This is a genomic window from Lysobacter sp. H21R4 (assembly GCF_015277535.1).
GTDB classification, from domain to species: domain Bacteria; phylum Pseudomonadota; class Gammaproteobacteria; order Xanthomonadales; family Xanthomonadaceae; genus Novilysobacter; species Novilysobacter ciconiae.
Genome location: NZ_CP063772.1, coordinates 707,607 through 730,588, shown reverse-complemented (window position 1 = coordinate 730,588; position 22,982 = coordinate 707,607). Strand labels below are relative to the sequence as shown.

At 68.5% G+C, this 22,982-nt stretch carries 23 protein-coding genes; 8 read left to right on the top strand and 15 right to left on the bottom strand.

Annotated features, from left to right (window positions below):
- Positions 1–59 precede the first annotated feature (59 nt).
- The 3 genes from INQ40_RS03285 to INQ40_RS03275 are packed head-to-tail and all read left to right on the top strand — an operon-like array spanning position 60 to position 3,901.
- Positions 60–2,417, top strand: a complete 2,358-nt coding sequence (locus tag INQ40_RS03285) for a ribonucleoside-diphosphate reductase subunit alpha (RefSeq protein WP_228482170.1) — start codon at positions 60–62, stop codon at positions 2,415–2,417.
- A 36-nt stretch (positions 2,418–2,453) separates the two neighbouring features.
- On the top strand, positions 2,454–3,464 hold the full coding sequence (locus INQ40_RS03280; protein ID WP_194341747.1) for a ribonucleotide-diphosphate reductase subunit beta: 1,011 nt from the start codon (positions 2,454–2,456) through the stop codon (positions 3,462–3,464).
- 5 nt (positions 3,465–3,469) lie between these two features.
- Positions 3,470–3,901 (top strand): acyl-CoA thioesterase, encoded by a 432-nt coding sequence (locus INQ40_RS03275; RefSeq protein WP_194341746.1) that lies wholly within the window; start codon positions 3,470–3,472, stop codon positions 3,899–3,901.
- 55 nt (positions 3,902–3,956) lie between these two features.
- Here the strand turns inward: INQ40_RS03275 and INQ40_RS03270 are convergent, their stop codons facing one another.
- Both INQ40_RS03270 and azu read right to left on the bottom strand, forming a co-directional pair.
- Complete coding sequence (locus INQ40_RS03270; RefSeq protein WP_194341744.1) at positions 3,957–4,361, bottom strand: group III truncated hemoglobin; 405 nt, start codon at positions 4,359–4,361, stop codon at positions 3,957–3,959.
- 67 nt (positions 4,362–4,428) lie between these two features.
- The gene (gene azu / locus INQ40_RS03265) at positions 4,429–4,884 is read right to left on the bottom strand and encodes an azurin (RefSeq protein ID WP_305059651.1); all 456 of its coding nucleotides are present in this window, start codon (positions 4,882–4,884) and stop codon (positions 4,429–4,431) included.
- A 142-nt stretch (positions 4,885–5,026) separates the two neighbouring features.
- Between azu and fdxA the strand changes: the two genes are divergently transcribed.
- Entirely contained in the window at positions 5,027–5,356 is a 330-nt protein-coding gene (gene fdxA / locus INQ40_RS03260) for a ferredoxin FdxA (RefSeq protein ID WP_193986167.1), read from the top strand.
- A gap of 132 nt (positions 5,357–5,488) precedes the next feature.
- On the opposite strand, the gene gap is transcribed toward fdxA, so the two are convergent.
- Entirely contained in the window at positions 5,489–6,490 is a 1,002-nt protein-coding gene (gene gap, locus INQ40_RS03255; RefSeq protein ID WP_194341740.1) for a type I glyceraldehyde-3-phosphate dehydrogenase, read from the bottom strand.
- Between the two features lie 179 nt (positions 6,491–6,669).
- On the opposite strand from gap, the gene INQ40_RS03250 reads away from it, so the two are divergent.
- The gene (locus INQ40_RS03250) at positions 6,670–7,539 is read left to right on the top strand and encodes a S1/P1 nuclease (protein ID WP_194341731.1); all 870 of its coding nucleotides are present in this window, start codon (positions 6,670–6,672) and stop codon (positions 7,537–7,539) included.
- A 10-nt stretch (positions 7,540–7,549) separates the two neighbouring features.
- Here the strand turns inward: INQ40_RS03250 and INQ40_RS03245 are convergent, their stop codons facing one another.
- Positions 7,550–8,221 carry a sulfur transferase domain-containing protein gene (locus INQ40_RS03245; protein ID WP_194341730.1) on the bottom strand — a complete coding sequence of 224 codons (672 nt, stop codon included), beginning with the start codon at positions 8,219–8,221 and terminating at the stop codon, positions 7,550–7,552.
- A gap of 73 nt (positions 8,222–8,294) precedes the next feature.
- Positions 8,295–8,759: a thioredoxin TrxC gene (gene trxC, locus INQ40_RS03240; RefSeq protein ID WP_194341727.1), complete on the bottom strand. Its 465-nt coding sequence runs from the start codon at positions 8,757–8,759 to the stop codon at positions 8,295–8,297.
- Positions 8,760–8,909: 150 nt separating this feature from the next.
- Between trxC and INQ40_RS03235 the strand changes: the two genes are divergently transcribed.
- The 3 genes from INQ40_RS03235 to INQ40_RS03225 are packed head-to-tail and all read left to right on the top strand — an operon-like array spanning position 8,910 to position 10,551.
- Entirely contained in the window at positions 8,910–9,296 is a 387-nt protein-coding gene (locus INQ40_RS03235; protein ID WP_194341725.1) for a rhodanese-like domain-containing protein, read from the top strand.
- A gap of 47 nt (positions 9,297–9,343) precedes the next feature.
- Positions 9,344–9,676 (top strand): metalloregulator ArsR/SmtB family transcription factor, encoded by a 333-nt coding sequence (locus INQ40_RS03230; RefSeq protein ID WP_228482098.1) that lies wholly within the window; start codon positions 9,344–9,346, stop codon positions 9,674–9,676.
- Complete coding sequence (locus INQ40_RS03225; protein ID WP_194341723.1) at positions 9,673–10,551, top strand: MBL fold metallo-hydrolase; 879 nt, start codon at positions 9,673–9,675, stop codon at positions 10,549–10,551. The genes INQ40_RS03230 and INQ40_RS03225 overlap by 4 nt, the downstream gene beginning before the upstream one ends.
- 48 nt (positions 10,552–10,599) lie before the next feature.
- On the opposite strand, the gene INQ40_RS03220 is transcribed toward INQ40_RS03225, so the two are convergent.
- The 10 genes from INQ40_RS03220 to INQ40_RS03175 form a co-directional block, all read right to left on the bottom strand.
- Positions 10,600–11,928, bottom strand: coding sequence for a TonB family protein (locus INQ40_RS03220; protein ID WP_194341721.1), 1,329 nt, complete (start codon positions 11,926–11,928; stop codon positions 10,600–10,602).
- The gene (locus INQ40_RS03215) at positions 11,915–12,286 is read right to left on the bottom strand and encodes a BlaI/MecI/CopY family transcriptional regulator (protein WP_193986152.1); all 372 of its coding nucleotides are present in this window, start codon (positions 12,284–12,286) and stop codon (positions 11,915–11,917) included. The genes INQ40_RS03220 and INQ40_RS03215 overlap by 14 nt, the downstream gene beginning before the upstream one ends.
- A 154-nt stretch (positions 12,287–12,440) precedes the next feature.
- Positions 12,441–14,432, bottom strand: coding sequence for a transketolase (gene tkt, locus INQ40_RS03210; RefSeq protein ID WP_194341719.1), 1,992 nt, complete (start codon positions 14,430–14,432; stop codon positions 12,441–12,443).
- 92 nt (positions 14,433–14,524) lie between these two features.
- Positions 14,525–15,829 carry a dicarboxylate/amino acid:cation symporter gene (locus INQ40_RS03205; protein WP_194341716.1) on the bottom strand — a complete coding sequence of 435 codons (1,305 nt, stop codon included), beginning with the start codon at positions 15,827–15,829 and terminating at the stop codon, positions 14,525–14,527.
- A 60-nt stretch (positions 15,830–15,889) separates the two neighbouring features.
- On the bottom strand, positions 15,890–17,584 hold the full coding sequence (locus tag INQ40_RS03200; RefSeq protein WP_194341714.1) for a BatD family protein: 1,695 nt from the start codon (positions 17,582–17,584) through the stop codon (positions 15,890–15,892).
- The gene (locus tag INQ40_RS03195; protein WP_194341712.1) at positions 17,584–19,386 is read right to left on the bottom strand and encodes a tetratricopeptide repeat protein; all 1,803 of its coding nucleotides are present in this window, start codon (positions 19,384–19,386) and stop codon (positions 17,584–17,586) included. Before INQ40_RS03195 ends, INQ40_RS03200 begins: the two co-directional genes overlap by 1 nt.
- A gap of 117 nt (positions 19,387–19,503) precedes the next feature.
- Positions 19,504–20,532: a VWA domain-containing protein gene (locus INQ40_RS03190; RefSeq protein ID WP_194341710.1), complete on the bottom strand. Its 1,029-nt coding sequence runs from the start codon at positions 20,530–20,532 to the stop codon at positions 19,504–19,506.
- On the bottom strand, positions 20,529–21,017 hold the full coding sequence (locus tag INQ40_RS03185) for a DUF4381 family protein (RefSeq protein ID WP_194341708.1): 489 nt from the start codon (positions 21,015–21,017) through the stop codon (positions 20,529–20,531). Before INQ40_RS03185 ends, INQ40_RS03190 begins: the two co-directional genes overlap by 4 nt.
- Positions 21,017–21,910, bottom strand: coding sequence for a DUF58 domain-containing protein (locus tag INQ40_RS03180; RefSeq protein ID WP_228482097.1), 894 nt, complete (start codon positions 21,908–21,910; stop codon positions 21,017–21,019). The genes INQ40_RS03185 and INQ40_RS03180 overlap by 1 nt, the downstream gene beginning before the upstream one ends.
- The gene (locus tag INQ40_RS03175) at positions 21,907–22,935 is read right to left on the bottom strand and encodes a MoxR family ATPase (protein WP_194341706.1); all 1,029 of its coding nucleotides are present in this window, start codon (positions 22,933–22,935) and stop codon (positions 21,907–21,909) included. The genes INQ40_RS03180 and INQ40_RS03175 overlap by 4 nt, the downstream gene beginning before the upstream one ends.
- Positions 22,936–22,982 lie beyond the last annotated feature (47 nt).

The window sequence follows — 22,982 nt, the reverse complement described above, 5'->3', positions numbered from 1 at the left end:
CCGCCCAGCCGGACGCCTCACCGGGCTTCTCGCTCACCCCGCCCGCCACCGCGATGAGCATGCACGTGACCAAGCGCAACGGCGGCCGCGAGCCCGTCGATCTCAACAAGATCGTGCGCGCGGTTGCGCGCTGCAGCCAGGATCTCTACGCGGTCGACCCGATGCGCGTGGCCACCCGCACCATCTCCGGGCTGTACGACGGCGCGACCACGTCGGAGCTGGACGAACTGTCGATCCGCACCGCTGCCCTGCTCACCGCCGAGGAGCCCGAGTACGGCCGCCTCGCCGCGCGCCTGCTCGCCGGCGTGATCGAGAAGGAGGTCGCGGCGATCGACATCAACGCGTTCTCGCAGTCGGTCCAGCGCGGCTTCGACCTGGGCCTGATCAACCAGCGCCTGATGGACTTCGTGCAGGCCAACGCGCGCAAGCTCAACGACGCGATCGACAACGGCCTCAACGCGCGGTTCGACTATTTCGGCATGCGTACCGTCTACGACCGCTACCTGCTGCGCCACCCCACTGCGCGCACGGTGATCGAGACGCCGCAGCAGTTCTTCCTGCGCATCGCCTGCGCCCTGAGTGAGGACGTTGCCGACGCGCTGGCGCTGTACCGTCGCATGGCCCAGCTGGATTACATCCCCAGCTCGCCGACCCTGTTCAACGCCGGCACCACCCACGAGCAGCTCTCCAGCTGCTTCCTGCTGGACTCGCCGGAGGATTCGCTGGAGGCGATCTACCGGCGCTACATGGACGTGGCCAAGCTGAGCAAGTTCAGCGGCGGGATCGGCCTGTCGTACAGCCGGGTGCGCTCCCGCGGCTCGCTGATCCGCTCCACCAACGGCCTGAGCAACGGCATCGTGCCGTGGCTGAAAACGCTGGACGCCTCGGTGGCGGCGGTCAACCAGGGCGGCAAGCGCAAGGGCGCGGCGTGCGTTTACCTGGAGCCTTGGCACGCCGACGTGGAGGAGTTCCTGGAGCTGCGCGACAACACCGGCGAGGATGCCAGGCGCACGCACAACCTCAACCTGGCCAACTGGATCCCCGACGAGTTCATGCGCCGGGTCGAGGCCGACGCAATGTGGTCGCTGTTCGATCCGGCCGTGCTGGCGCGCCACGGCACCCAGCTGACCGACCTGTTCGGCGAGGCCTTCGATCAGGCCTACCGCGCCGCCGAAGCGGCCGGGCTGGCGACGCGACAGGTCAAGGCACGCGACCTGTACACCCGCATGATCCGCACGCTGGCCCAGACCGGCAACGGCTGGATGAACTTCAAGGACAAGTCCAACCGCGCCTGCAACCAGACGCTGCGCGAGGGCAACGTGGTGCATCTGTCCAACCTGTGCACCGAGATCCTGGAGGTCACTTCGCAGGACGAGACGGCGGTCTGCAACCTGGGCTCGATCAACCTTGCCCACCACGTGCAGGACGGCAGCGCCGGCGACCTGGCCCGGTTCGACTTCGACAAGCTCGCCGAAACCGTGCGACTGGCGGTGCGTCAGCTTGATCGCGTGATCGACCTGAACTTCTACCCCATCGACACCGCCCGCCACGCGAACCTGAAGTGGCGCCCGGTCGGTCTGGGGGCGATGGGCCTGCAGGACGTGTTCTTCAAGCTGCGCCTGCCGTTTGATTCCGAGTCGGCCCGCGCGCTGTCGCAGCGCATTGCCGAGGAGATCTATTTCCACGCCCTGTCCGCCTCCTGCGAACTGGCCGTGGAGCAGACGCCGCACCCGTCCTTCGCCGACACCCGCGCGTCGGTCGGCGAGCTGCAGTTCGACGCCTGGGGCGTCACCCCGACCGACCCGGCCCGCTGGGACGAGCTGCGCGCGCGCATTCGCGAGCACGGCCTGCGCAACTCATTGCTGATCGCCATCGCACCGACGGCGACGATCGCCTCGATCGCCGGCTGCTACGAATGCATCGAGCCGCAGGTGTCCAACCTGTTCAAGCGCGAAACGCTGTCGGGCGACTTCCTGGTGATCAACAAATACCTCGTCGAGGAGCTCAAGACGCTGGGCCTTTGGACGGCGGAGCTGCGCGACGCGGTGAAGATGGCCGACGGCTCGATCCAGGGCATCACGGCGATCCCGGACACGCTGCGCCAGGTCTACCGCACCGCCTGGGAGCTGCCGATGCGCTCGCTGATCGACATGGCAGCCGACCGCGGCGCATTCATCGACCAGAGCCAGTCGCTGAACCTGTTCATCGAGAGCCCGAACATCGGCCAGCTGGCGTCGATGTACATGTACGCGTGGAAGCAGGGCCTGAAGACGACCTACTACCTGCGCTCGCGGCCGGCGACCCGGATCGCCAAGTCCACCGTCAGCGCCCCGGCGCCCGCCGCCGCACCGACGCCCGACGCCGACGCGATCGCCTGCTCATTGGAAAACCCCGAGAGCTGCGAGTCCTGCCAGTAGGCTCCGCCGCAACCCCCGCATCTGCAAGGAATTCGCATGACCAGCCAACACCTGCTCGACCCCGGTTTCGACCTCACCCTGCGCCCGATGCGCTACCCGCAGTTCTACGCGATGTACCGCGACGCGATCCGCAACACCTGGACGGTGGAGGAAGTCGACTTCTCGCTGGACGTCAACGACCTACGCGGCAAGCTCGGACCGGCCGAGCGCCATCTGGTCGAGCGCCTGGTCGCGTTCTTCGCGACCGGCGATTCGATCGTCGCCAACAACCTGGTGCTCAACCTCTACCAGCACATCAACGCGCCCGAAGCGCGCATGTACCTCTCACGCCAGCTGTATGAGGAGGCGCTGCACGTGCAGTTCTACCTCACCCTGCTGGACACCTACCTGCCTGATGACAAGGCCCGCACGCAGGCGTTTGCGGCGGTGGAAAACATTCCGTCCATCCGCGCCAAGGCCGAGTTCTGCTTCAAGTGGATCGACTCCATCCAGGACCTCAAGCGCATCGAGACGCGTGCGCAGCGGCGCCAGTTCCTGCTCAACCTGATCTGCTTCGCCGCCTGCATCGAGGGCCTGTTCTTCTTCGGCGCCTTCGCCTACGTCTACTACCTGCGCTCGCGCGGACTGCTGCACGGCCTGGCCTCGGGCACCAACTGGGTGTTCCGCGACGAGAGCTGCCATATGGCGTTCGCCTTCGAGGTCATCCGCACCGTCCGCAAGGAGGAGCCCGACCTGTTCGATGAGGCCCTGCAGGACGAGGTGGTGCAGATGCTCACCGAGGCGGTGGACTGCGAGATGCAGTTCGCCTGCGACACCCTGTCGGGCGGCGTGGCCGGGCTTTCGCTGAAGGACATGCGCCAGTACCTGGAATACTGCGCCGACCAGCGCCTGGGCCAGCTGGGCATGCCGCGGCATTTCGGCGCGAGCAATCCGTTCGGTTTCATGGACCTGCAGGACGTGCAGGAAGTGACCAACTTCTTCGAGCGTCGCGTGTCGGCCTACCAGGTCGGCGTGGAAGGCGAAGTCGCCTTTGACGCCGCATTTTGAACGCGATGACTGACGGGACGATGCCCGCGACCGAAGCGCGGATGACCGAGATCGTCTTCCCCGATCACACCAATCACCTCGGCACCCTGTTTGGCGGGCAGGCGTTGGCGTGGATGGACAAGGCCGCGTTCATCGCCGCGTCCCGATACGCCCGCTGCACGGTGGTGACCGCACGCTCGGAGCAGGTCGACTTTCATACCGCGGTCAACCAGGGGGCGCTGGTGCAACTGGTCGCGCGGATCGTGGCAACCGGCCGCACGTCACTGCAGGTCGAGGTGGAAATGCACAGCGAGGACCTGCACTCGGGCGAGGCGCTGCTGGCAACCCGGGGACGCTTCACGATGGTCGCCCTGAACGACGACGGCCAACCGACGCCCGTGCCGGCACTGCTGCCGCCCACGAGCGGGGCTGATGCATCCAGCTGCCGGGACGCGTGATCACAGCGCGCAACGCTGCTTGCATCCCGGCGAAGCCAGCCATCGCCGGAACCGCTCAAGCGCCGACGATCGGCAGCTCCAGCGATCGCACGCCTTCCTGCAGGCCCAGACCGTACTTCAGGCTGCGGCCGATGCGTTTGGCGTACTCGTGGACCAGCGCGGCGTGTTCGGCGTCGAGGACTTCATCCGCGGTTTCGCGCCACAGCGCCAGCCACTCGTCGAAATGGCCGGCGTGGATGGCGTGGCCGCGGTGCTGCGCCATCGGATTGCCGCGGTAGCTGCGCGTGCCCAGCGCGACGGAGGACCAGAACGAGGTCAGCAGTTGCTTATGGGCCGGCCAATCGTCGACGGCGGCGTTGAACACCGGCCCCAGCGTGGGATGCACCTGGATCCTGTCGTAGAACCGATCGACCAGGTCGGCCAGTTGCTGCTCGGTAAGTTGGGTGGTTTCGCGTGACATGAGCGGTAGCTGGACCCTGAAACGAAAAAGGGCGACCGCCAGGGCCGCCCTTGTTACAGATGGTGGCTTACTTGGCCAGAGTCAAGGTGCCCTTCATCAGCGCGGCGTGGCCCGGGAAGGAGCAGAAGTAGGTGTAATCCTCTCCCGCCTTCAGCTTGGCCACCGGGATGGTGACGGTGGTCGATTCGCCGCCGCCGATCAGCTTGCTGGCCGCGATCACGCGGGTATCGCCGGCCTTGACGTAGTCGGCGTCGGCGCCGGCCTTCATGCCGTCGGCGTTGATGGCATTGACGTCGGCGGGCTTGCTGAGCACGAAGTTGTGGCCCATTGCGGCCTTGGGCAGCTTGCCCACGTGCTTCAGGGTGACCTTGAACTCCTTGCACGACGCGGGCACCGTCAGGCTCTTGGTGGTGAACTGCATCGCATCGGTGCTGTCGACCGTGGCAGCGCATTCGGCGGCCGTCGCCGGCAGGGCGAACGCGCCGGCCACGGCGAACAGGGCAACAGCGGAAAGCTTGCGGATCATCGGTACTGACTCCATGTGGTGGGGTGATGGCGGCCATTGTCCGCACCGCCGCGCTCCGGCGCCTTGATCCAGGTCAGGGGCAGCGAAGTTGGATCCGCGAGACAATGGCGCTGCCGCAGGCAATACGATTGGAATCCGCATGACCCACGTCGTCACTGAAAACTGCATCAACTGCAAGCACACCGACTGTGTCGAGGTGTGCCCGGTCGACTGCTTCCACGAGGGACCCAACTTCCTGGTCATCGATCCGGAGGAATGCATCGACTGCACCCTGTGCGTCGACGAATGCCCGGTCGGCGCGATCTATCCGGAGGACGACGTGCCGCTCGGGCAGGAGCACTTCCTGGCCATCAACGCCGAGCTGGCACCGCTGTGGCCGGTGATCGACCGCAAGAAAGAGCCGCTGGAGGATGCCGAGAAGTGGGATGGCGTCCCCGACAAGCTCCCGCTGCTGAAGCGCGAGTGGTAGTCGGCAAAAGCCGCTGCATCCCGCCCCATCGCGCCGGACTTTCAGTACAGGTGTCTGCGCCCAGCTTTTCGCAGGCATGAAAAAGCCGGGCGCGATGCCCGGCTTTTTCGACGCAGACGGCTATGGCGCGGATTACTTCGCCACCACCTTGACCATCTCCAGACACTTGTTCGAGTAGCCCCACTCGTTGTCGTACCAGGCGACCAGCTTGACGAAGGTGTCGTCCATCGCGATGCCGGCGCCGGCATCGAAGATCGAGGTGCGGGTATCGCCCCGGAAATCGGTCGCCACGACCATGTCGGTGGTGTAGCCCAGGATGCCCTTCAGCGCGCCTTCGGACTGCGACTTCATCTCCGCGCAGATCTCCTCGTAGCTCGCGCCCTTCTCCAGCTCGACGGTGAGGTCGACCACGGAGACGTCCGAGGTCGGCACGCGGAAGCTCATGCCGGTCAGCTTCTTGTTGAGCTCGGGAATCACCACGCCGACCGCCTTGGCCGCACCCGTGGAGGACGGGATGATGTTCTCCAGGATGCCGCGGCCGCCGCGCCAGTCCTTGTTGGACGGGCCGTCGACGACCTTCTGGCTCGCGGTCGCCGCATGCACGGTGGTCATCAGGCCGCGCTTGATGCCCCACTTGTCGTTGAGCACCTTGGCTACAGGCGCCAGGCAGTTGGTGGTGCACGAGGCGTTGGAAACGATCGCCTCGCCCTTGTAGGTCTTGTCGTTGACGCCGAAGACGAACATCGGGGTGTCGTCCTTGGACGGCGCCGACAGTATGACCTTCTTTGCGCCCGCGTCGATGTGCTTCTGCGCGCTTCCCTTGGTCAGGAACAGGCCGGTGGACTCGATCACCACGTCCACGTCGACCTCGCCCCACTTCAGGTTGGCCGGATCGCGCTCCTGTGTCAGGCGGATCTGCTTGCCGTTGACGATGATGTTGTCGCCGTCGACCTTGACGTCGCCCTTGAAGCGGCCGTGCACGGAGTCGTACTGCAGCATGTAGGCCAGGTAATCCGGCTCCAGCAGGTCGTTGATCGCGACCACTTCGATGTCGTCGCCGAAATTCTCAATCGCCGAACGCAGGACGTTGCGTCCGATACGGCCAAAACCGTTGATACCAACCTTGATCGCCATTGCAGGGCTCCTGACGGGCACATGAGGGAATAAAGCCCCCTATTTTAGCCCATCCGCGCCGGACCCGGCCGGCAGCGGCGCGCGCGGCAATTGCGCAGGCGAGTCGGAGAATTCCTGCGCATGCGGGCCGTTGTCGCGCGGCGAGGCCTTTTTGCTGCGCTGCAGCTATCCTGTCGCCCATGAATCCATGCATCGCTTTCCGCACGATCCGCTACGGCATCCTCGCCTTCGCCCTTCTTATTCCCGCGGTGGCCGCCGCCTGGGGCCCGCAGGGCCATCGCCTGGTCGCCGAGCTGGCCTGGGAACAACTCACCCCGCAGGCGCAGGCCGGGATCACGCCGCTGCTGCTCGGCGAGCCCGAACCCACCCTGCCCGGCATCGCCAACTGGGCAGACCGCCTGCGCGCGTCCGACCCGGACCTGGGACGGCGCAGCTCGGCCTGGCATTACGTCAACATCGGCGGCGACCAGTGTGTCTATGAGGCGCCGCGCGACTGCCCCGAGGGCAATTGCGTGGTCGCAGCGATCCCGGCGCAGGCCGCGCTGCTGGCGGACGTGAGCCTGCCGGCGGCCACCCGGACGCAGGCGCTGAAGTTCCTGGTGCACTTCGTCGGCGACATCCACCAGCCACTGCACGCCGGCCACGCCGAAGACAAGGGCGGCAACACCTACCAGGTCAATCTCGACGGCAAGGGCAGCAACCTGCACCAGCTGTGGGACAGCGGCCTGCTGGGCACGAACCGGCTCGATGACGTCCAGTATCTCGAGCGGCTGCGCGCGATGCCCGTGGCTTCGCCGACCGCGCTACCGGCGACCGGTCCGCTCGCCCTGCGCGCCGCGACCTGGGCCGAGCAGTCCTGCGCGATCGTCGTCAAACCGGGGTTCTATCCCAAGGACCGCAAGATCAGTGACGACTACGTGCGGTCCTGGCTGCCCGTGGCCGAGACGCAACTGCGCCTGGGTGGCGCGCGCGTGGCCGTCGTGCTCAACGCTATCTTTGATCCCGCGCCACCGGTGGGACCGCTGGGCGAGGCTCCGCAGGCGGACTAGGCCAGACGAGTCAGCAGTTGGCGTCGGGCTCGCAGGTTTCCGCGCGGGTAGTTTCGATCACTTCGCGCACGCGCGGCTCCAGGCTGGCCAGTCCGGCGCTGCGACCAAAGGCTACGGCCTGCTCCGCGTCGACACCGCTCTCCAGCTCACCCAGCGCCAGCAACGCCCCGACCCGGTTGCCTGACGCACAGTGGACCAGCACCGGACCGGGCGCCTCGTCGATCAGGCGCCGCAGTTCGATGGCGTTGGCCATGCTGATGTCGCTGGCGCCGGCGACCGGAAGCTGGTGATAGGCCATCCCGGCGGCGGCGACTTCGGTCGCCTCGTCGCGTTCACCCATCTCGGCCGCCGGCCGCAGGTTGATCACCGTGGTGACGCCGTCCTCGGCGGCTGCCTGCCACGCCGTGTTCTCGGGTTGGCCTGCGGTGTAGAGGCCGGGACGCGGCTGGCGCAGGCCGGAAATCGCCGCCTGCAGAGACGGCGCCTCGGGTGTCGCGTCCGTGGAAACCGCGTCGTTCGGATCCGCGGTGGTGTCGCCCGTATTCGCGGACGCCTGGACCGGTACCGCAGCGTCCGTCGCTTCGGCACGATCGCCGTAACCGCAGGCGCTCATCGCAAGAGCCGTCAGCACGGCGATGGTGACGGACCGGAACGCCACGGCATTGCAAAACGGCTGGTTCATTTCAATTCGTCCTCGTGAACATCGGTCGATGATGGCCCCATCGCCGCCATCTGTCCCGTCTGCGCGACGCGCTTCACGCCGGCAGGTGCTGCCGCGTCCAACGCACGATGTCCGCCGCCGACATCGCCCCGGCCTGCCGCGCAAGCTCCCGGCCGCCCTTGAACAGGGCCAGGGTGGGAATGCTGCGGATGGCGTACTGCTGGGCCAGGGTGGGCTCACTCTGGGTATCGACCTTGGCCAGGCGCACGTGCGGCTCCAGCTCGGCGGCGGCGAGCTCGAACTGCGGCGCCATCACCTTGCAGGGGCCGCACCACGGCGCCCAGAAATCGACCAGCACGGGAAGGCCGCCGCGACTGATGTGTGCGGTGAAATGATCCACTCCCAGACTCACCGGCTTGCCGTCAAACAGCGGCTTCTGGCAGCGACCACACGACGGCGCCTCGGCCAGTCGAGCGTCCGGCACCCGGTTGGGTGAATGGCAATGGGGGCAAACGACCAGCACCGGCCCGGGTGCATTGTCGGTGGTTGAAGAAATCATGCGTGGTCCTCCTTTCGCCGCTGCCAAGGCAGCAGGTGCTGTAGAGCAATGGAATCACCACCGGCGTGAGCACGGTGCCGCAATACATTAGTCTTTACTTATATTAGAGTCAAGTGATATGGTGGCGCTCCCGCCCCGTGGAAAACTGCCATGCACCTGACCGCCAACCAGCTCGTGGAAGAAGCCCGCAAGCAGATCCGTGAAGTCGCACCAGGCGATCTGGCCGCCCATCAGGGCAGTGCGGTGCTGATCGACGTCCGTGAAACGGCCGAATACCAGACCGGCCACATCGAGGACGCCATCAACATTCCGCGCGGAGTGCTCGAATTCCAGGTCGACGCCCACCCCGCCGTCGCCACTGTCAGCGACCCGGCGCTGTCCTCCAAGTCCTGCCCGATCGTGGTGTATTGCCGGAGCGGCGGCCGCGCCGCGTTGTCGGCAGTGAGCCTGCAGCGCATGGGTTTCACCGACGTGCGCTCGATCAGCGGGGGCATCACCGGATGGACCGACGCCGGCCTGCCGGTGACGACGCGTTGAGTCAGCAGTCGATGCGCGCGGCACGAATGCCCGAGGCTACCGAGTCCATGGCCGCGATCGATCCGGAAGCGATGCGCAGCCACGCAGGCGACGCGGTGCGGCTGTTGAAGGCCCTCGGCAACGAGAACCGCCTGATGCTGCTGTGCATGCTGGTTGCCGGCGAGCAATCGGTCAGCGAGCTCAACAACCAGCTCGACCTGAGCCAGTCGGCGTTGTCGCAACACCTCGCGCTTCTGCGCGCGGACGGGCTGGTGCACACCCGTCGTGACGCGCAAACCATCTATTACTCGCTCAGCGACGGCCCCGCCCGACAGATCATCAACACCCTGCACGGGATCTTCTGCGCCGTGGACGCCGCCCCAAACGGAGAGAGCCGATGACTTCCAAGCCACAGGTGGAACCGTTTTTCCACGAGTCGATCGGCACCTGGATCTACGTCGTCCATGAGGGCCGCGATGCGGTGGTGATTGACCCGGTGCTCGACTACGACCAACGTTCGGGCCGGATCCGGACCGATTCGGCGCGCGAAGTGCTCGAGTTCATTGCCGCCAACGATCTGCGCGTGCATTTCATCCTCGAGACCCATGCCCACGCGGACCACCTGAGTTCTGCCGCATTCCTGCGCGCGCGGCTGGACGTGCCCGTCGCCATCGGCAGCGGCATCGCCTCGGTGCAGGATCACTTCGCGTCCGTGTTCGCGATGGATCGCGCCGACCCGGCGCTGGCGGACGCGTTCGATCGGTTGCTCTCCGACGGCGAATTGTTCAGCGCCGGCGCGCTGTCGATCGAGGTGATGGCGACGCCCGGACACACCGCCGACAGCCTGAGCTATCGCATCGGCGACAACGTGTTCGTCGGCGATACGCTGTTTGCACCCGACCTGGGCACCGCGCGCTGCGATTTTCCCGGCGGCAGCATCGATCAGCTGTACGCGTCCATCACCCGCCTGCACGCGCTGCCGGGAGACACCGTCCTGTGGCTGTGCCACGACTACCCGCCGGAAGGACGCGAGCGACGTGCCAGCGTCACCGTGGAGGAGTCGCGCCGCGACAACCGGTTGCTTTCAGCAGACACCTCGATGGAGGCGTTCCGCAAGGTCCGCTCCGAGCGCGATGCCGGCCTCGCCGCGCCCAAGCTGCTGTATCCCTCGCTGCAGGTAAACATCCGCGGCGGCCGCCTGCCCCCGGCAGGTGCCGGCGGTCGCCGTCATCTGTGCACCCCATTGCAGCTGGAACCGCCTGCCGACGGGTTGTAGTCGGCACTCAACGCTCCCCCGAAGTCTGGTGAAGCTGCGTAGCGCCGGTCAGCCGATCGGGTCGGCAGGCGGGGCAGGAGGCGAAGGTGGCGCAGGCGGTGCGGGAGGCGCAGCGGGTGCAGGAGGCGCTGGCGCTGCGCCCGGCCCAGCAGAGGGCGCCGGCGGAGCTTTTGGCGCGGCCGGGGGTGCGGGCGGTGCCGGCGGATCCGGCTCGAACGAGACCGGCACCCGCACCTTGCCCGCGACCGGCTTGCCGTCCTTCATCGGCGGGTTGAGGGTCCAGTTGCGCGCGGCGTCGATCGCTGCCTGATCAAACACGCCGGCCGGCTGCGAGCTTTCCACCTCGACGCCGGAGACGTTCCCTTGCGCGTCCAGCTGGAGGAGCAGCACCACCTTGCCGCCGATCCCCTGCTCCGCCGCGCCCTCCGGATAGCGTGGTGGCGGCATCCTCCCGCCTGGACGGATATCGCTAATGGTCTGCGAACCGCCCGGCTGCGCGGCCCAGGCGCCGACGCCCATGGCCAGGGTGAGCGCGGTGACCGCGACGGTGCCCGCGATCCAGCGCGGCAGTCCAACAACGGGTTGCTTGAGCATCTCGATTCTCTCCTTGAGTGGATGGCTGTAGCCCCAGTGGCATCCCAGCGGCAGCGGCTGACCGGCCAGCTGGGTCTTCAACATCGCCTCGCCATAGGCGCGGCGCGATTGCGGGTATCGGGCGATCACGCGCTGATCGCAGGCCAGCTCCTGATCCTGGCGGAAATGCACCGCCGCAACGTGCACCAGCGGGTTGAACCAGAACAGGCAGCGCAGGCCGGCGGCAAACGCGTTGACCTGCAGATCGCCGCGACGGATGTGGGTGGACTCGTGGGCACGCATCAACTCGCGTTGCTCGTCGTTGTAGCGTTGGTCGAAATCCAGCGGCACCACGATCCTCGGCCGCCACAGGCCCATCGCCGCCGGCAGGCCCTCGGCCACGCTCGCCTGCCGCGTACCGTCGGCGCGCTCGTGCACCTGCCCCAGCGCACGGTGAAAGCGCCGTTGCTGGAGGGCGAAATGCACGGCCATCGCGGCCATGCCGACGATCCAGATCGCAAGCACGAGTTCTGCAGGGTTGAAGGGGGATGGCGATGCGGGGGCTGCCGCTACGGCAGTCGGAAGCGCGGCCAGAGCGCCGATCCAGTGCGGTTGCAGCGAGAACCCCACCAAGGGCGCGAGCACCGCGACCAGAGACGCGGGCACCGCGAGCCAGGCGGCGTAGGCACTGGCGGCACCGAATCCCCGCCGCAGCGGGCGGCGCAGCAGCCACACCAGAGCGATCGCGACGCTGGAGGCGAGCGCGGCGCGGGCCAGCAGCATCGCGAACTCAGCGGCGCTCATCGTCGATCTCCGCCAGCAGTTCACGGAGTTGCGAGACGTCCTCGGCAGTGAGCTTGCGGTGGGCGCTGAAGTGGGCCACCAGCGGCGCGATGCGGCCATCGAACAGGCGGTCGAGCAATCCCGAGCTTTCCGTGTTCACCCAATCGGCGCGCTGCAGCACCGGCGAGTAGAGGTACCGCCGGCCCTCCTTGCTCGCGCTGATCGCGCCCTTGTTGAGCAGGCGGTTGAGCAGGGTCTTGATGGTCGCCTCCTGCCAGTCCTGGCTGGGACTCAGGGCCGCGACCACGTCCTCGGCCGCCAGCGGCTGCTGCTGCCACAGGACTTCCATGACGACCGATTCGGCTTCGCTGATCTGCATTGTTTACGCCCGTAATCTTTTCTCCAGATTACGAATGTAAACGATGATGTCAAGCAGAATTTTGAACCCGCGGCGCAGCCGATCCGAGCAATGCCCGACCGGGCATTGGACCGGGCGCCTCCGGGTCCCGGACGCGCCCGGCCGCGGTAAGCGCTCAGCCCAGCGCGCGCGCCGCCCGTACCACGTGGTCGACGGTGAATCCGAAGTGCGGGAACAGCTTGTCCGCCGGTGCACTCGCGCCGAAGGTGTCGATGCCGATCACCGCGCCATCGAGGCCGACGTACTTGGCCCAGAAGTCCGATACCCCGGCCTCGATCGCCACGCGCTTGCGGCAGCCACGCGGCAGCACCGATTCGCGGTACTCCTCGTCCTGGCGGTCGAAGACGTCGGTGGAGGGCATGGACACCACGCGGACCGCATCGCCCAGTTCCTCGGCCGCCTTCATCGCCAGACCCACTTCCGAACCGGTCGCGATCAGGATCAGCTCCGGGTCGGCGCCGCCGTCGCGCAGCACGTAACCGCCGCGGGCGATGTCGCCCAGCTGGGCGTTGTCGCGCGGCTGGTGGTCCAGGTTCTGACGCGAGAACACCAAGCAGCTGGGACCGTCGGCGCGCTCGATCGCCGCCTTCCACGCGACCGCGGATTCCACCGCATCGCAGGGGCGCCAGACATCGTTGTTGGGGATGTAGCGCAGGCTGGCCAGGTGCTCGATCGGCTGGTGGGTCGGTCCGTCCTCGCCCAAGCCAATGGAGTCATGGGTGTAGACGTGGATGGCGCGCGCGCCCATCAGCGCGCTCATGCGTACCGCGTTGCGCGCGTAGTCGCTGAACACCAGGAAGGTCGCGTCGTACGGAATAAAGCCGCCGTGCACGCTCAGGCCGTTGCTGATCGCGGTCATCGCGAACTCGCGCACGCCGTAATAGATGTAGTTGGCATCGCGATCATCGCCGGTGACCGACTTGCTGCCGCTCCACAGGGTCAGGTTGGAACCGGCCAGATCCGCCGAACCACCGACCAGCTCGGGCAGGTGCGGCGCGAACGCCTCGATCGCGTTCTGCGAGGCCTTGCGCGAAGCGATCACCGGGCCGTCGGCCTGCAGCTTGGCGATGAACGCATCGGCGGCCTCGGCGAAATCGTCGGGCAGTTCGCCGTGCGAGCGGCGGACCAGCTCCGCGGCCTCGAGGGGGAAACGGGTCGCGTAGTGGTCGAAGGCCTCGTTCCACTGATCCTCGCGGAACCTGCCGACGCCGCCGACCCGCCAGCCCTCGTAGATCTCGTCCGGGATCTCGAACGCGCCCTGCTCCCAGCCCAGCGCCTTGCGGGTGGCGACGATTTCATCGGCGCCCAGCGGCGAGCCGTGGCTGGACTCGCTGCCGGCCTTCTTGGGCGAGCCATAACCAATCGTGGTGCGGCAGCACAGCAGGGTCGGCTTGTCGCTGCTCGACAGCGCCTCATCGATCGCGCGCTTGATCGCGTCCGCGTCGTGGCCGTCGACGTCGCGCACGACGTTCCAGCCGTACGCCTCGAAGCGCGCCGGCGTGTCGTCGGTGAACCAGCCGGCGGTGTCGCCGTCGATGCTGATGTGGTTGTCGTCCCAGAACGCGACCAGCTTGTTCAGCCCCCAGGTGCCGGCGAGCGATGCGGCCTCGTGGGAGATGCCTTCCATCAGGCAGCCGTCGCCCATGAACACCCAGGTGCGGTGGTCGACGATGGCGTGTTCGGGACGGTTGAAGCGCTGCGCGAGCAGTTTCTCCGCCAGTGCCATGCCGACCGCGTTGGCCAGGCCCTGGCCCAGCGGACCGGTGGTGGTTTCCACGCCCGGGGTCATGAAGTTTTCCGGATGGCCCGGCGTGCGCGATTCGAGCTGGCGGAACTGCTTCAGGTCCTCGATCGAGAGGTCATAGCCCGACAGGTGCAGCAGCGCGTACTGCAGCATCGAGCCGTGGCCGTTGGACAACACGAAGCGGTCGCGGTTGAACCAGCCGGGGTTGGCCGGGTTGTGGCTCAGGTAGTCGTTCCAAAGCACCTCGGCGATGTCGGCCATGCCCATCGGCATGCCCGGATGGCCGGAGTTGGCCGCCTGGACGGCGTCGATGGCGAGGAAACGGATGGCGTTGGCAAGGTCGCGGCGGCTGGGCGTGGGCATGGCGGATCCAGGAATGGGGGGCGGCCCTTGCAGACTCGCTGCAGGGCCGTCGCCCATTGTCGCCGGTTCCGCGCGTGCGGCCAAACGCGCCCTCACTCGGGCAGTTCAACGTGGGCCCTGCCCGCCTCGCTGTGTGAAATCACCACCGTGCCGACCAGATCGCCGGTGACGTTGACGCAGGTCCGGCACATGTCGAGGAAACGGTCGACGCCCAGGATCAGGCCCAGCCCTTCCGGGGGAATCCCGAACATCACCAGGATCATCGCAATCACCGGCAGCGATCCACCCGGCACACCGGCCGCGCCGACCCCACCGAGCACGCACATCAGCACGATCAGGACCTGCTGGCCCAGGCTGAGGTCGATCAGGAAAAACTGCGCCAGAAACAGCACCGTCACCCCTTCGAACAGGGCGGTGCCGTTCATGTTGGCGGTCGCGCCCAGCGTGCAGACGAACCGCCCGATGCGCCGCGGCGTTCCCAGCTCCTCCTCGGCCACGCGCAGGGTGGTCGGCAGGGTCGCGCTGGAGGACGAGGTCGAGAACGCGGTCAGCATCGCCAGCTGGGCGCGGCGGAAGAAGAACAGCGGCGACATGCCGCCCAGAAAGCGCAGCAACAGCGGAAACACGACCACCATGTGCAGCGCCATCGCGCCGGCCGCCACCAGCACGTACATCGCCAGCGGCTTGAGGGCGGTAAGCCCGACCTTTGCCGCCAGGCTGAACATCAGCGCGAACACCGCGTAGGGCGCGGTCCGGATCACCCAGTCGATCAGTTTCAGGCTGATCTCGTAGATGCCCTGCACGGTGCCGACAAACGCGTTGACGCCCGGCGTGCGCATCACCGTCGCAGCGATGCCGAACATGAGCGCAAAGAACATCACCGAGATCAGCTCGCCGTCGGCGGCCGCCTGCACCGGGTTGCGGGGCACGATGTTGAGCAGGATGTCGATGCCCGACAGCGACTCGCGGTGGGTCATGATCGCCGCGCTGGCCTCCGATTCGCGCGCCATCAGTGCCTCGCCGACCTCGCGTGACATGCCCGCGCCCGGCTGGAACACGTTGACCATCAGCATGCCGATGGCGACCGCGATCGCGGTGACCACCAGGATGTAGAGCAGCGTCTTCAGGCCGATCCGGCCCAGCGACTCGGGATCGCCGATCTCCACCACGCCCAGTACCAGTGCGGAGAAGATCAGCGGAATCACCAGCATGAACAGCAATCGCAGGAACAACTGGCCGACGGGGTCGGTGACGTAGCGCATGAATACGTCAGCGCCCGGCACCTGTGCCGAGTACACCAGCAGCCCCAGCAGCAGGCCGGACGCGAAGCCGATCGCCATCTTCCAGTGCAGCGGCATGCGGGTCCGCGGCGCGGTGTCAGGCGTGGAATCGGTCATCAGTGCACTCCCCGGTGGCAGCGCCCGAGCGTAACAAACCCGCCCTCGCCGAGGCCTGACTCAGCGCGGCGGATACAGCGGCGGCAGCAACTCCGTGGAGGTCGTCGCGCCGCCCTGGCTGTCGCGCCATTGCGGGCCGCGCGCGAAGGCCGATCGCAGCTGCCGTCGCGCATCGACCCCGTCGCCGTCTCCCCAGCGTGCGCGCTGCATGGCCGCCACCGCCTCGCGCTGGGCCGGATCGGCAAGCCGGGCGCGCGCCTCGTCGATGTCGGCGGCAGGCGGTCGCGCCAAGGCGCACAGCCGCGTGGCGACCTCGTCGAAGTCGCCGTGATCCAGCGACCTGGCGAAGCCGGACAGGTCCGCCGGGGGCCGCTTCGTACCCGGGGCAATCGGAGCGGCAACCGCCCCGGCGACAGCGCCGGACGCGGTCGCCGGCACGCGATGCAGCCCCCACAACAGCGTCAGCAGCCAGGCCAGGCCGAAGCCCACGGTGGCGATGACCCACGGCTGGTGGTTCACGCCGCCGCCCTGCGCCGCACCGGCGCCATTGTCAGTGCCCGTGCCGTCGGCGGCGGCAACACTTGGTGCGTTTGAGATCGCCGTAGCGGACCCGCTGCTGGACGCTGCGGCCACTTCAAGGGCGAGCGCCGGCAGCTCGGCGGTACGCGCCTGTCCGGCCACGGCATCCCACCAGGCCATCTGTGGACCGGGAATACGCAGCGTCCCTGGCTGCGCGGGCACCAGCGCGAACTGCCGACGCAGGGTGACCTGGGGCCGACCATCGACCCAGCGCTCTTCGGTCTGCACCGGCTCGGGAAACACCTGCGCGCCGGCAACCTCGGGCAATCGCAGTTCCGGCAACTGCGACGCGCTCGCGCCGTCCACCACCGCCTCCACGGTGAGCGTGGCCGCCGCGCCGGCCTCGGCACTCTGCGGCGTCGCCAGATAGCGCAATTCCAGCCCCTGCAAGGGCAACCACGGTTGCGGCGCCTGGGCGGGAATCGGTTTCACGCTCAGGGTCATGGCGGGCGCCTTCGCCTGCAGGCTGTCGCCGCGCCCCAACAGGTCATCGAAAAACCCGCTCACGCCGCGGCCGCGGAAGATCGCGCCCGGCACCTCCACCGGGCCGCTGCGGTCAGGAACCAGCAGGTAGTGGCGCTCGACCACGCTGTAATCGCGGCCGCCGATCTGGCGGTCAAAGCGCAGGTCCTCACCGACCTGGGTCAGCGAGACGCCCTGCGGTGCGGGCTGGTCGAGCTGGCCCGACACCAGCGGCACCGCCGAATACAGCCGCACCGTCCAGCCAACCGCCTGCTGCACGTAGGGCGAGGCGTCGTCGGGCTCGCTTTCCAGGAAGACGTCGGCGCCCGCCTGCGACGGGGTGGCCGCACTTGCGGGCGCCACCGTCAGCGGCAGCGGATTGGTCTTCTCGCCACCCACCGCGATCCCGGGAATCGTCAACAGGCCCTCGCGCCGCGGCTGCAGCGCAACGGCATACAGGGTGCGGCTGGTGACCTTGCCACCACCCAGTTCCACCTGGCGGCGACTGGTGTGGCCACTGATCGCGAAATCCGCCTGCAGCGGCGCGTAGTCCGGCGCGGTGCCGGTGTCGGTCTCGATATTGAGCGTCGTTGTCTCGCCCATCGCGATGTGGTCGCGGTCCAGCCACGCCCGGGTCCTGGCGCTCGCGTCCAGGCTGACCAGCAACAACAGGCAGGCGAGCGTCTGCAGGATTCCTCGAACCATGGGCTTCATCAATCGGTGCTCCCTTCGCGCTGGCGGCGCTCGTATTCGATCCGGAACTTGCGCCGCAGCAGGCCGCCAGGATCATCGGGGATCCGCCGCAGCCAGGCCTCGTTGGCAACGCGCCGTTCGCGCTCATCGGCACTCTCGGGCGTCGCATCGGCAGCGGCACTACCCTCGCTTTTGCCATGCTCTCCCGCGCTTTCGAGCGCTTCACGCATGCGCTCGCGCTGCGCCGCATCGGCAGCCGCCTGGGCCTCGGCATCGGCGGCTTCGGGCTCGTTGTCCGTCCCGTTCTGGGCGTCGCTGCCTGAGCGGGAAGACTTGTCCTGCTCGTCCTGCGCCGCCGGCGTATCCCCGCCGCGACCGTCGCCGGCATCCTTGTCATGGTCCTGGTCCGTCGCCGGGTCTTTCTTCTGACTGTCGGCATCGGACGAAGGGTCGCTGTTGCCGGAGCCCGCATCGTCGTCGCCCTTGGGCTCCCCGGACCCGCCCGAAGACGACGTCGGGCCCGGCGGAGGCCTGCGCTTCATCGCCGCTTCCACCGCCCGCCGGTTGGCGATCGCGTCCTCCATGGTCGGCGCCGCCTTCAGCGCCTCGTCATACGCGGCGATGGCGTCGGCGTACCTGCCTTGGCGGGCAAGCGCGTTGCCGCGGTTGTAGTCCGCGTCGGCGCCGTCGACATCGGCGTAGATCTTCGCCGCCTCTTCGAAGTCGCCGCGCCGGTAGGCCGCTTCCGCGTCCTGCATGGTGCGATGCGCGCGCTGGTCCGGCCGTTGCCACAGGTCCGCCGCCAATGCGTTGCGACCCGGCAGCCAGAGGCACACCACCAGCAGCAGGACGGGCGCGCCGCGACGGAACGCGAGCAGCGCCAGCAGCATCAGGGGCAGCAGCAACCAGTAGCCGTCGTCCTGGCGGGTGGTGACCGAAGTGCCCGACTCCGCACCGTCCGCAGCGCCGGTGCCGCGGCGGGAATCCAGTACGCCCAGCGTCGCAAGATCGTCGTTGCTTTCGCCAAGCGCGGCGTAGCGCCCGCCGCCGGCCGCCGCGAGGTCCTGCAAGGACGCATCATCGCGGCGCGCGACATCGACCCCGCCGCCGGCCGTGCGATACGGCGCTCCCTCCGCCGTCCCCAGCCCCAGGACCGATACCGTGTAGCCACGCGCCTTTGCCTTGGCGGCTTCCGCCCGCGCCGCCGGGGTCGCGTGATCGCTCAACAGCAGGATCGTCCCGTCTTGGAAGCCGGCCTGGGCCAGCAACTGCGCCGACCGGGCGATCGCCCGGTCGGCTCGGTGGCCATCGACCGGCATGACGTCAGGGTCCAGCGCATCCAGGAACAAGGCGACGTTGGCAGTATCGGCGGTCAAGGGCGCCACCGTGAACGCCTCGCCCGCCCAGGCGACCAGGCCGACCTGACCGCCTTGGCGACCGGCCAGCAAACTGGCCAGCTTCACCCGCACCCGTGCAATCCGCGAGGGCGGCGTGTCCGCAGCCAGGCTTGCGCTGGACAGGTCGACCGCGACCACCAGCGGCGAATCCTGCGTCCACAGTGATTGCTGGACCTCGCGCAGGCTCGGACCGGCCAGGGCCACAACGGCGAGGCTGAACGCCAACGCAGCAATCAGCGGCGCCAGCCAGCGACGCGAGGCCGGGCCGGGCTTGAGCAGATGCGGCAACAGATGGGCGTCCACCGCCTGCGTCCAGATGCTGGCGCGGGTGCGGCGGCGCTGCCACCACCACGCCAGCACCGGCAGCAGCGCCAGCGCCCACAGCCAGTCGGGCCTCAGCCATTGCAGTTGTGCGAGCGCGGACATCACCATGGCCTCCGGCGCGGCGCGACGAAGCCGAGCAGGCCCAAGCCGAGCGCCGCGATCACCACGGCCTCCGGCGCGGCGCGGCGAAGCCGGGCAGCCCCAAGCCGAGCGCCGCGATCACCACGGCCTCCGGCGCGGCGCGACGAAGCCGAGCAGGCCCAAGCCGAGCGCAGCGCCCAGGGGCCACTGGTAGCGTTCGATCCGCGGCCTCACCGCCTCGCCGGGCTGCCGGATCGGCTCGAGCCGATCGATTTCGGCGTAGATGCCTGCCAGCTGCGCGGTGTCGCGGGCGCGGAAAAACCGTCCGCCGGTGCTTTCCGCGATCTGCGTGAGCGTTGCCTCGTCGACCTCGTCCTCGCCGGCGGGAACCGGCAGCTGGAACCCGAACACCGACATCGCGCCATCACCTCCAAAGGCGACGGTGTAGACACGCACGCCAGCGTCGCTCGCGAGCTCCGCGGCCTTCAGCGGTTCCAGCATCCCCGCGTTGTTGACGCCGTCGGTGAGCAGGATCAACACGTGCTCGCCGGACTCGCGATCCTCCGCGCCGCTGACCAGGCGCTTTACCGCCAGGCCGATGCCGTCGCCGATCGCGGTTTCGCGACCGGCCAGTCCGACCACGCTGTCGCCGAGCTGTTGGCGTACCGTCGCCAGGTCCAGCGTCGGTGGCGCCAGCACATACGCGCGCTGACCAAACACCAGCAAGCCCACCCGATCGCCTTCGCGGTGGTCGAGGAAGTCCGACAGCACCGCCTTCGCCGCGGTCAGCCGGTCCACCCGGCGCCCGCCGAGCATCATGTCGGGCTCGCTCATGCTGCCGGAAAGATCCAGCGCGACCATCATCTCGCGCCCCGATTGCGGCGGCATGACCGCCTCGCCGACCTGTTGCGGTCGCGCCGCCGCCAGGCACAGCAACACCCATGCGGCCCATGCCAGCCATCCGCCAGCGCTGCGGCCGCTGCCAGCCACGGTCGCAGCCAGACCCGCCAGACGATCACCGAAGGGCACCGCCAGCGCCGGCGCCGAACTCCGCCGGGCCGGCAGCGCCCGACGTGCCAGCCAGGGCAGCGGCAGGGCCAGCAGCAACCACGGCCACGCGAAACCGTCCAGCCACGCACCCACGGTATTCGCCAGCAGACCGCTCATCGGCCCAGCATCCACTGCTGGAACCGCGCGCGCGCCAGCGAGCGCAGCGCTGCGACATCGGCCGGGTCGACCTCGGGCCGGAACGCACCCTCCAGCAGCAGGCGACCGGGCTCACCGGCGAACCGACCTTCCGCCTCGTTGGCCCGGCGTTTGCGCCGCGCACTGCCGGTCGGGCGATCGAGAAATGCCAGCCATGCATCGCCCTGCAGGCGGTCCGCTTCCGGATCGATGCGACGCGCGGCACGGCGCAGAAGCTGGGAGATCGCCGCCACTTCGGCGGTCGGGGTTGCCGCCTCATCCAGCGCATTGTCGAAGATCGCAGCGATCTGCCTCCGGCGCCGCGTGCGTCTCCAGCGCAGCGCCATGACGATGCCCAGCACGAGCAGGAGCGCACCGGCCAACAGCCACCATCCGGGCGCCGGCGGCCAGAACGGCGGCGCCGGCGGCTGATGGATGTCGCGCAGCAGCAGTGTGGGATCCTGCATCACGCGACCAGCGCGGGACGTCGGTCCTGCAGGGCGAGCCAGGATTGGCTGGGGGCATCGCTGGACAGGACGTGGACCCGCACGCCGCGGGTCGGCAGGGTCTTCAGCGCCATCTGCACCGGGGCGGAGAACTCGGCGCCCCAGCGCTGCCGCGCCGCGTCGCCGGCCAGATCGACCTCGACCCGATGGCCGCCTGCCTCGAACGGCAGGACCGCAGGCGGGGGATCGGCTTCAAGCGGATCGGTCAACAGCAGCAGGACCACCTCCTGGTGGCGCGCCAGCGCGGTCCAGCGCGACGCGGGCATGGCCGCGACACTGTCGGGATCGGCCAGCACCAACACCCGCGAACCGGGACGGAGCACCCGCTGGGCATGGTCCAGGGCGACCGCCAGGCCCTTGTCGTCATCGGGCGGTGCGGCATACCAGCGGGCCAGCGCCTCGATCACCCGCAGCGCGCCACGGGCGCCGCCGGCCGGGGAAACCGGTGGCTCGATCGTGGAACCGCGCAGCGCGGCGACGCGGTCGCCGTCGCGTATTGCCGCCCATGCCGCGATGGCGCCGGCGCGCGCGGCCTGCACCGACTTGAAGCGCACGCGGGTACCGAAATACAGGTTGGCCGCGGTGTCGGCGACGATCAAGCTCAAGCGCTCGCGCTCGGCCTGGTAGAGCTTGGTGTGGGCACGCCCGGTGCGGGCGGTGACCCGCCAGTCGATGTGGCGGGAGTCGTCGCCCGCGGCGTATTCACGCGACTCGGCGTACTCCATGCCGCGGCCCCGCATGGGGGAAATCGCCTGGCCGCCGCCGTGGCTGCCCCGGCGCGGCGTCCGGCGCCCGGTCACTGCGGCTCGCAGTGCCACCAGTTCCTCGATCACGGGGATGACCCCATCGCTCACGGCAACGGCACCTTCGCAATGAGTTCGGCGACCAGGCGGTCTCCGTCCCAGCCTTCAGCGGTCGCTTCGTAACTGGGCAGCACGCGGTGGCGCAGCACATCCGGCGCGACGTCGCGCACGTCGTCAGGGGTAACAAAATCCCGCCCCAGCAGCCACGCGCGTGCACGCGCGCAGCGCTCCAGCGCGATCGAACCGCGCGGGCTCGCGCCCCACTCGATCCGCCGCGCGAGCGCGGGGTCGTAGCTGCTGGCGTCGCGCGAGGCCAGCACCAATTCCACCAGATAACGCTCCACCATGGGCGCGACGTGCAGTTCGAGCACCTCGGCGCGCGCCGCGAAGACGTCTTCCAGTGGCAGCTTTTTGAACGCCGACTCGGTGTGGGTCAGCGCCCGCCGCGCCTGGTTCCGTGCCAGCTCCAGGATGCGCGTTTCGGCGTCCACGTCGGGATAGCCGATCCGCACGTGCATCAGGAAACGGTCCAGCTGCGCCTCGGGCAGGGGAAAGGTTCCCTCCTGCTCGATCGGGTTCTGGGTCGCCATTACCAGGAACAGGTCCGGCAGCGGATAGGTCGCCCGCCCCACCGTCACCTGGCGCTCGCCCATCGCCTCCAGCAGCGCCGACTGCACCTTGGCCGGCGCCCGGTTGATCTCGTCGGCCAGCAGGATCGGGTGGAATACCGGGCCAGGCATGAACTCGAAGCGGCCGTCCTGCGGCCGCCAGATCTCGGTGCCGGTGAGGTCGGAGGGCAGCAGGTCCGGCGTGAACTGCACACGGGCAAACTCCGCGTCCAGCCGCGATGCCAGCGCCCGGACCGCCGTGGTCTTGGCCAGGCCGGGCGCGCCTTCCACCAGCAGGTGGCCATCGGCGAGCAGTGCAATCAGCAGCCGTTCCACCAGCCGCGACTGGCCGATGATCTGTTCCGACAGCGCGCCGCGCAGGTCGTCAAACGCGGCCTGCAGCCGGCCTGGCGTGGCATGTTCGGCGGGCTCGGCGGCAGGCGCGAAATGGTCGGTCACATGGTCCATCAACAATCCCGGTTGCGGCCCCGGTTGCGGGCCTCGCACAAGTTTGA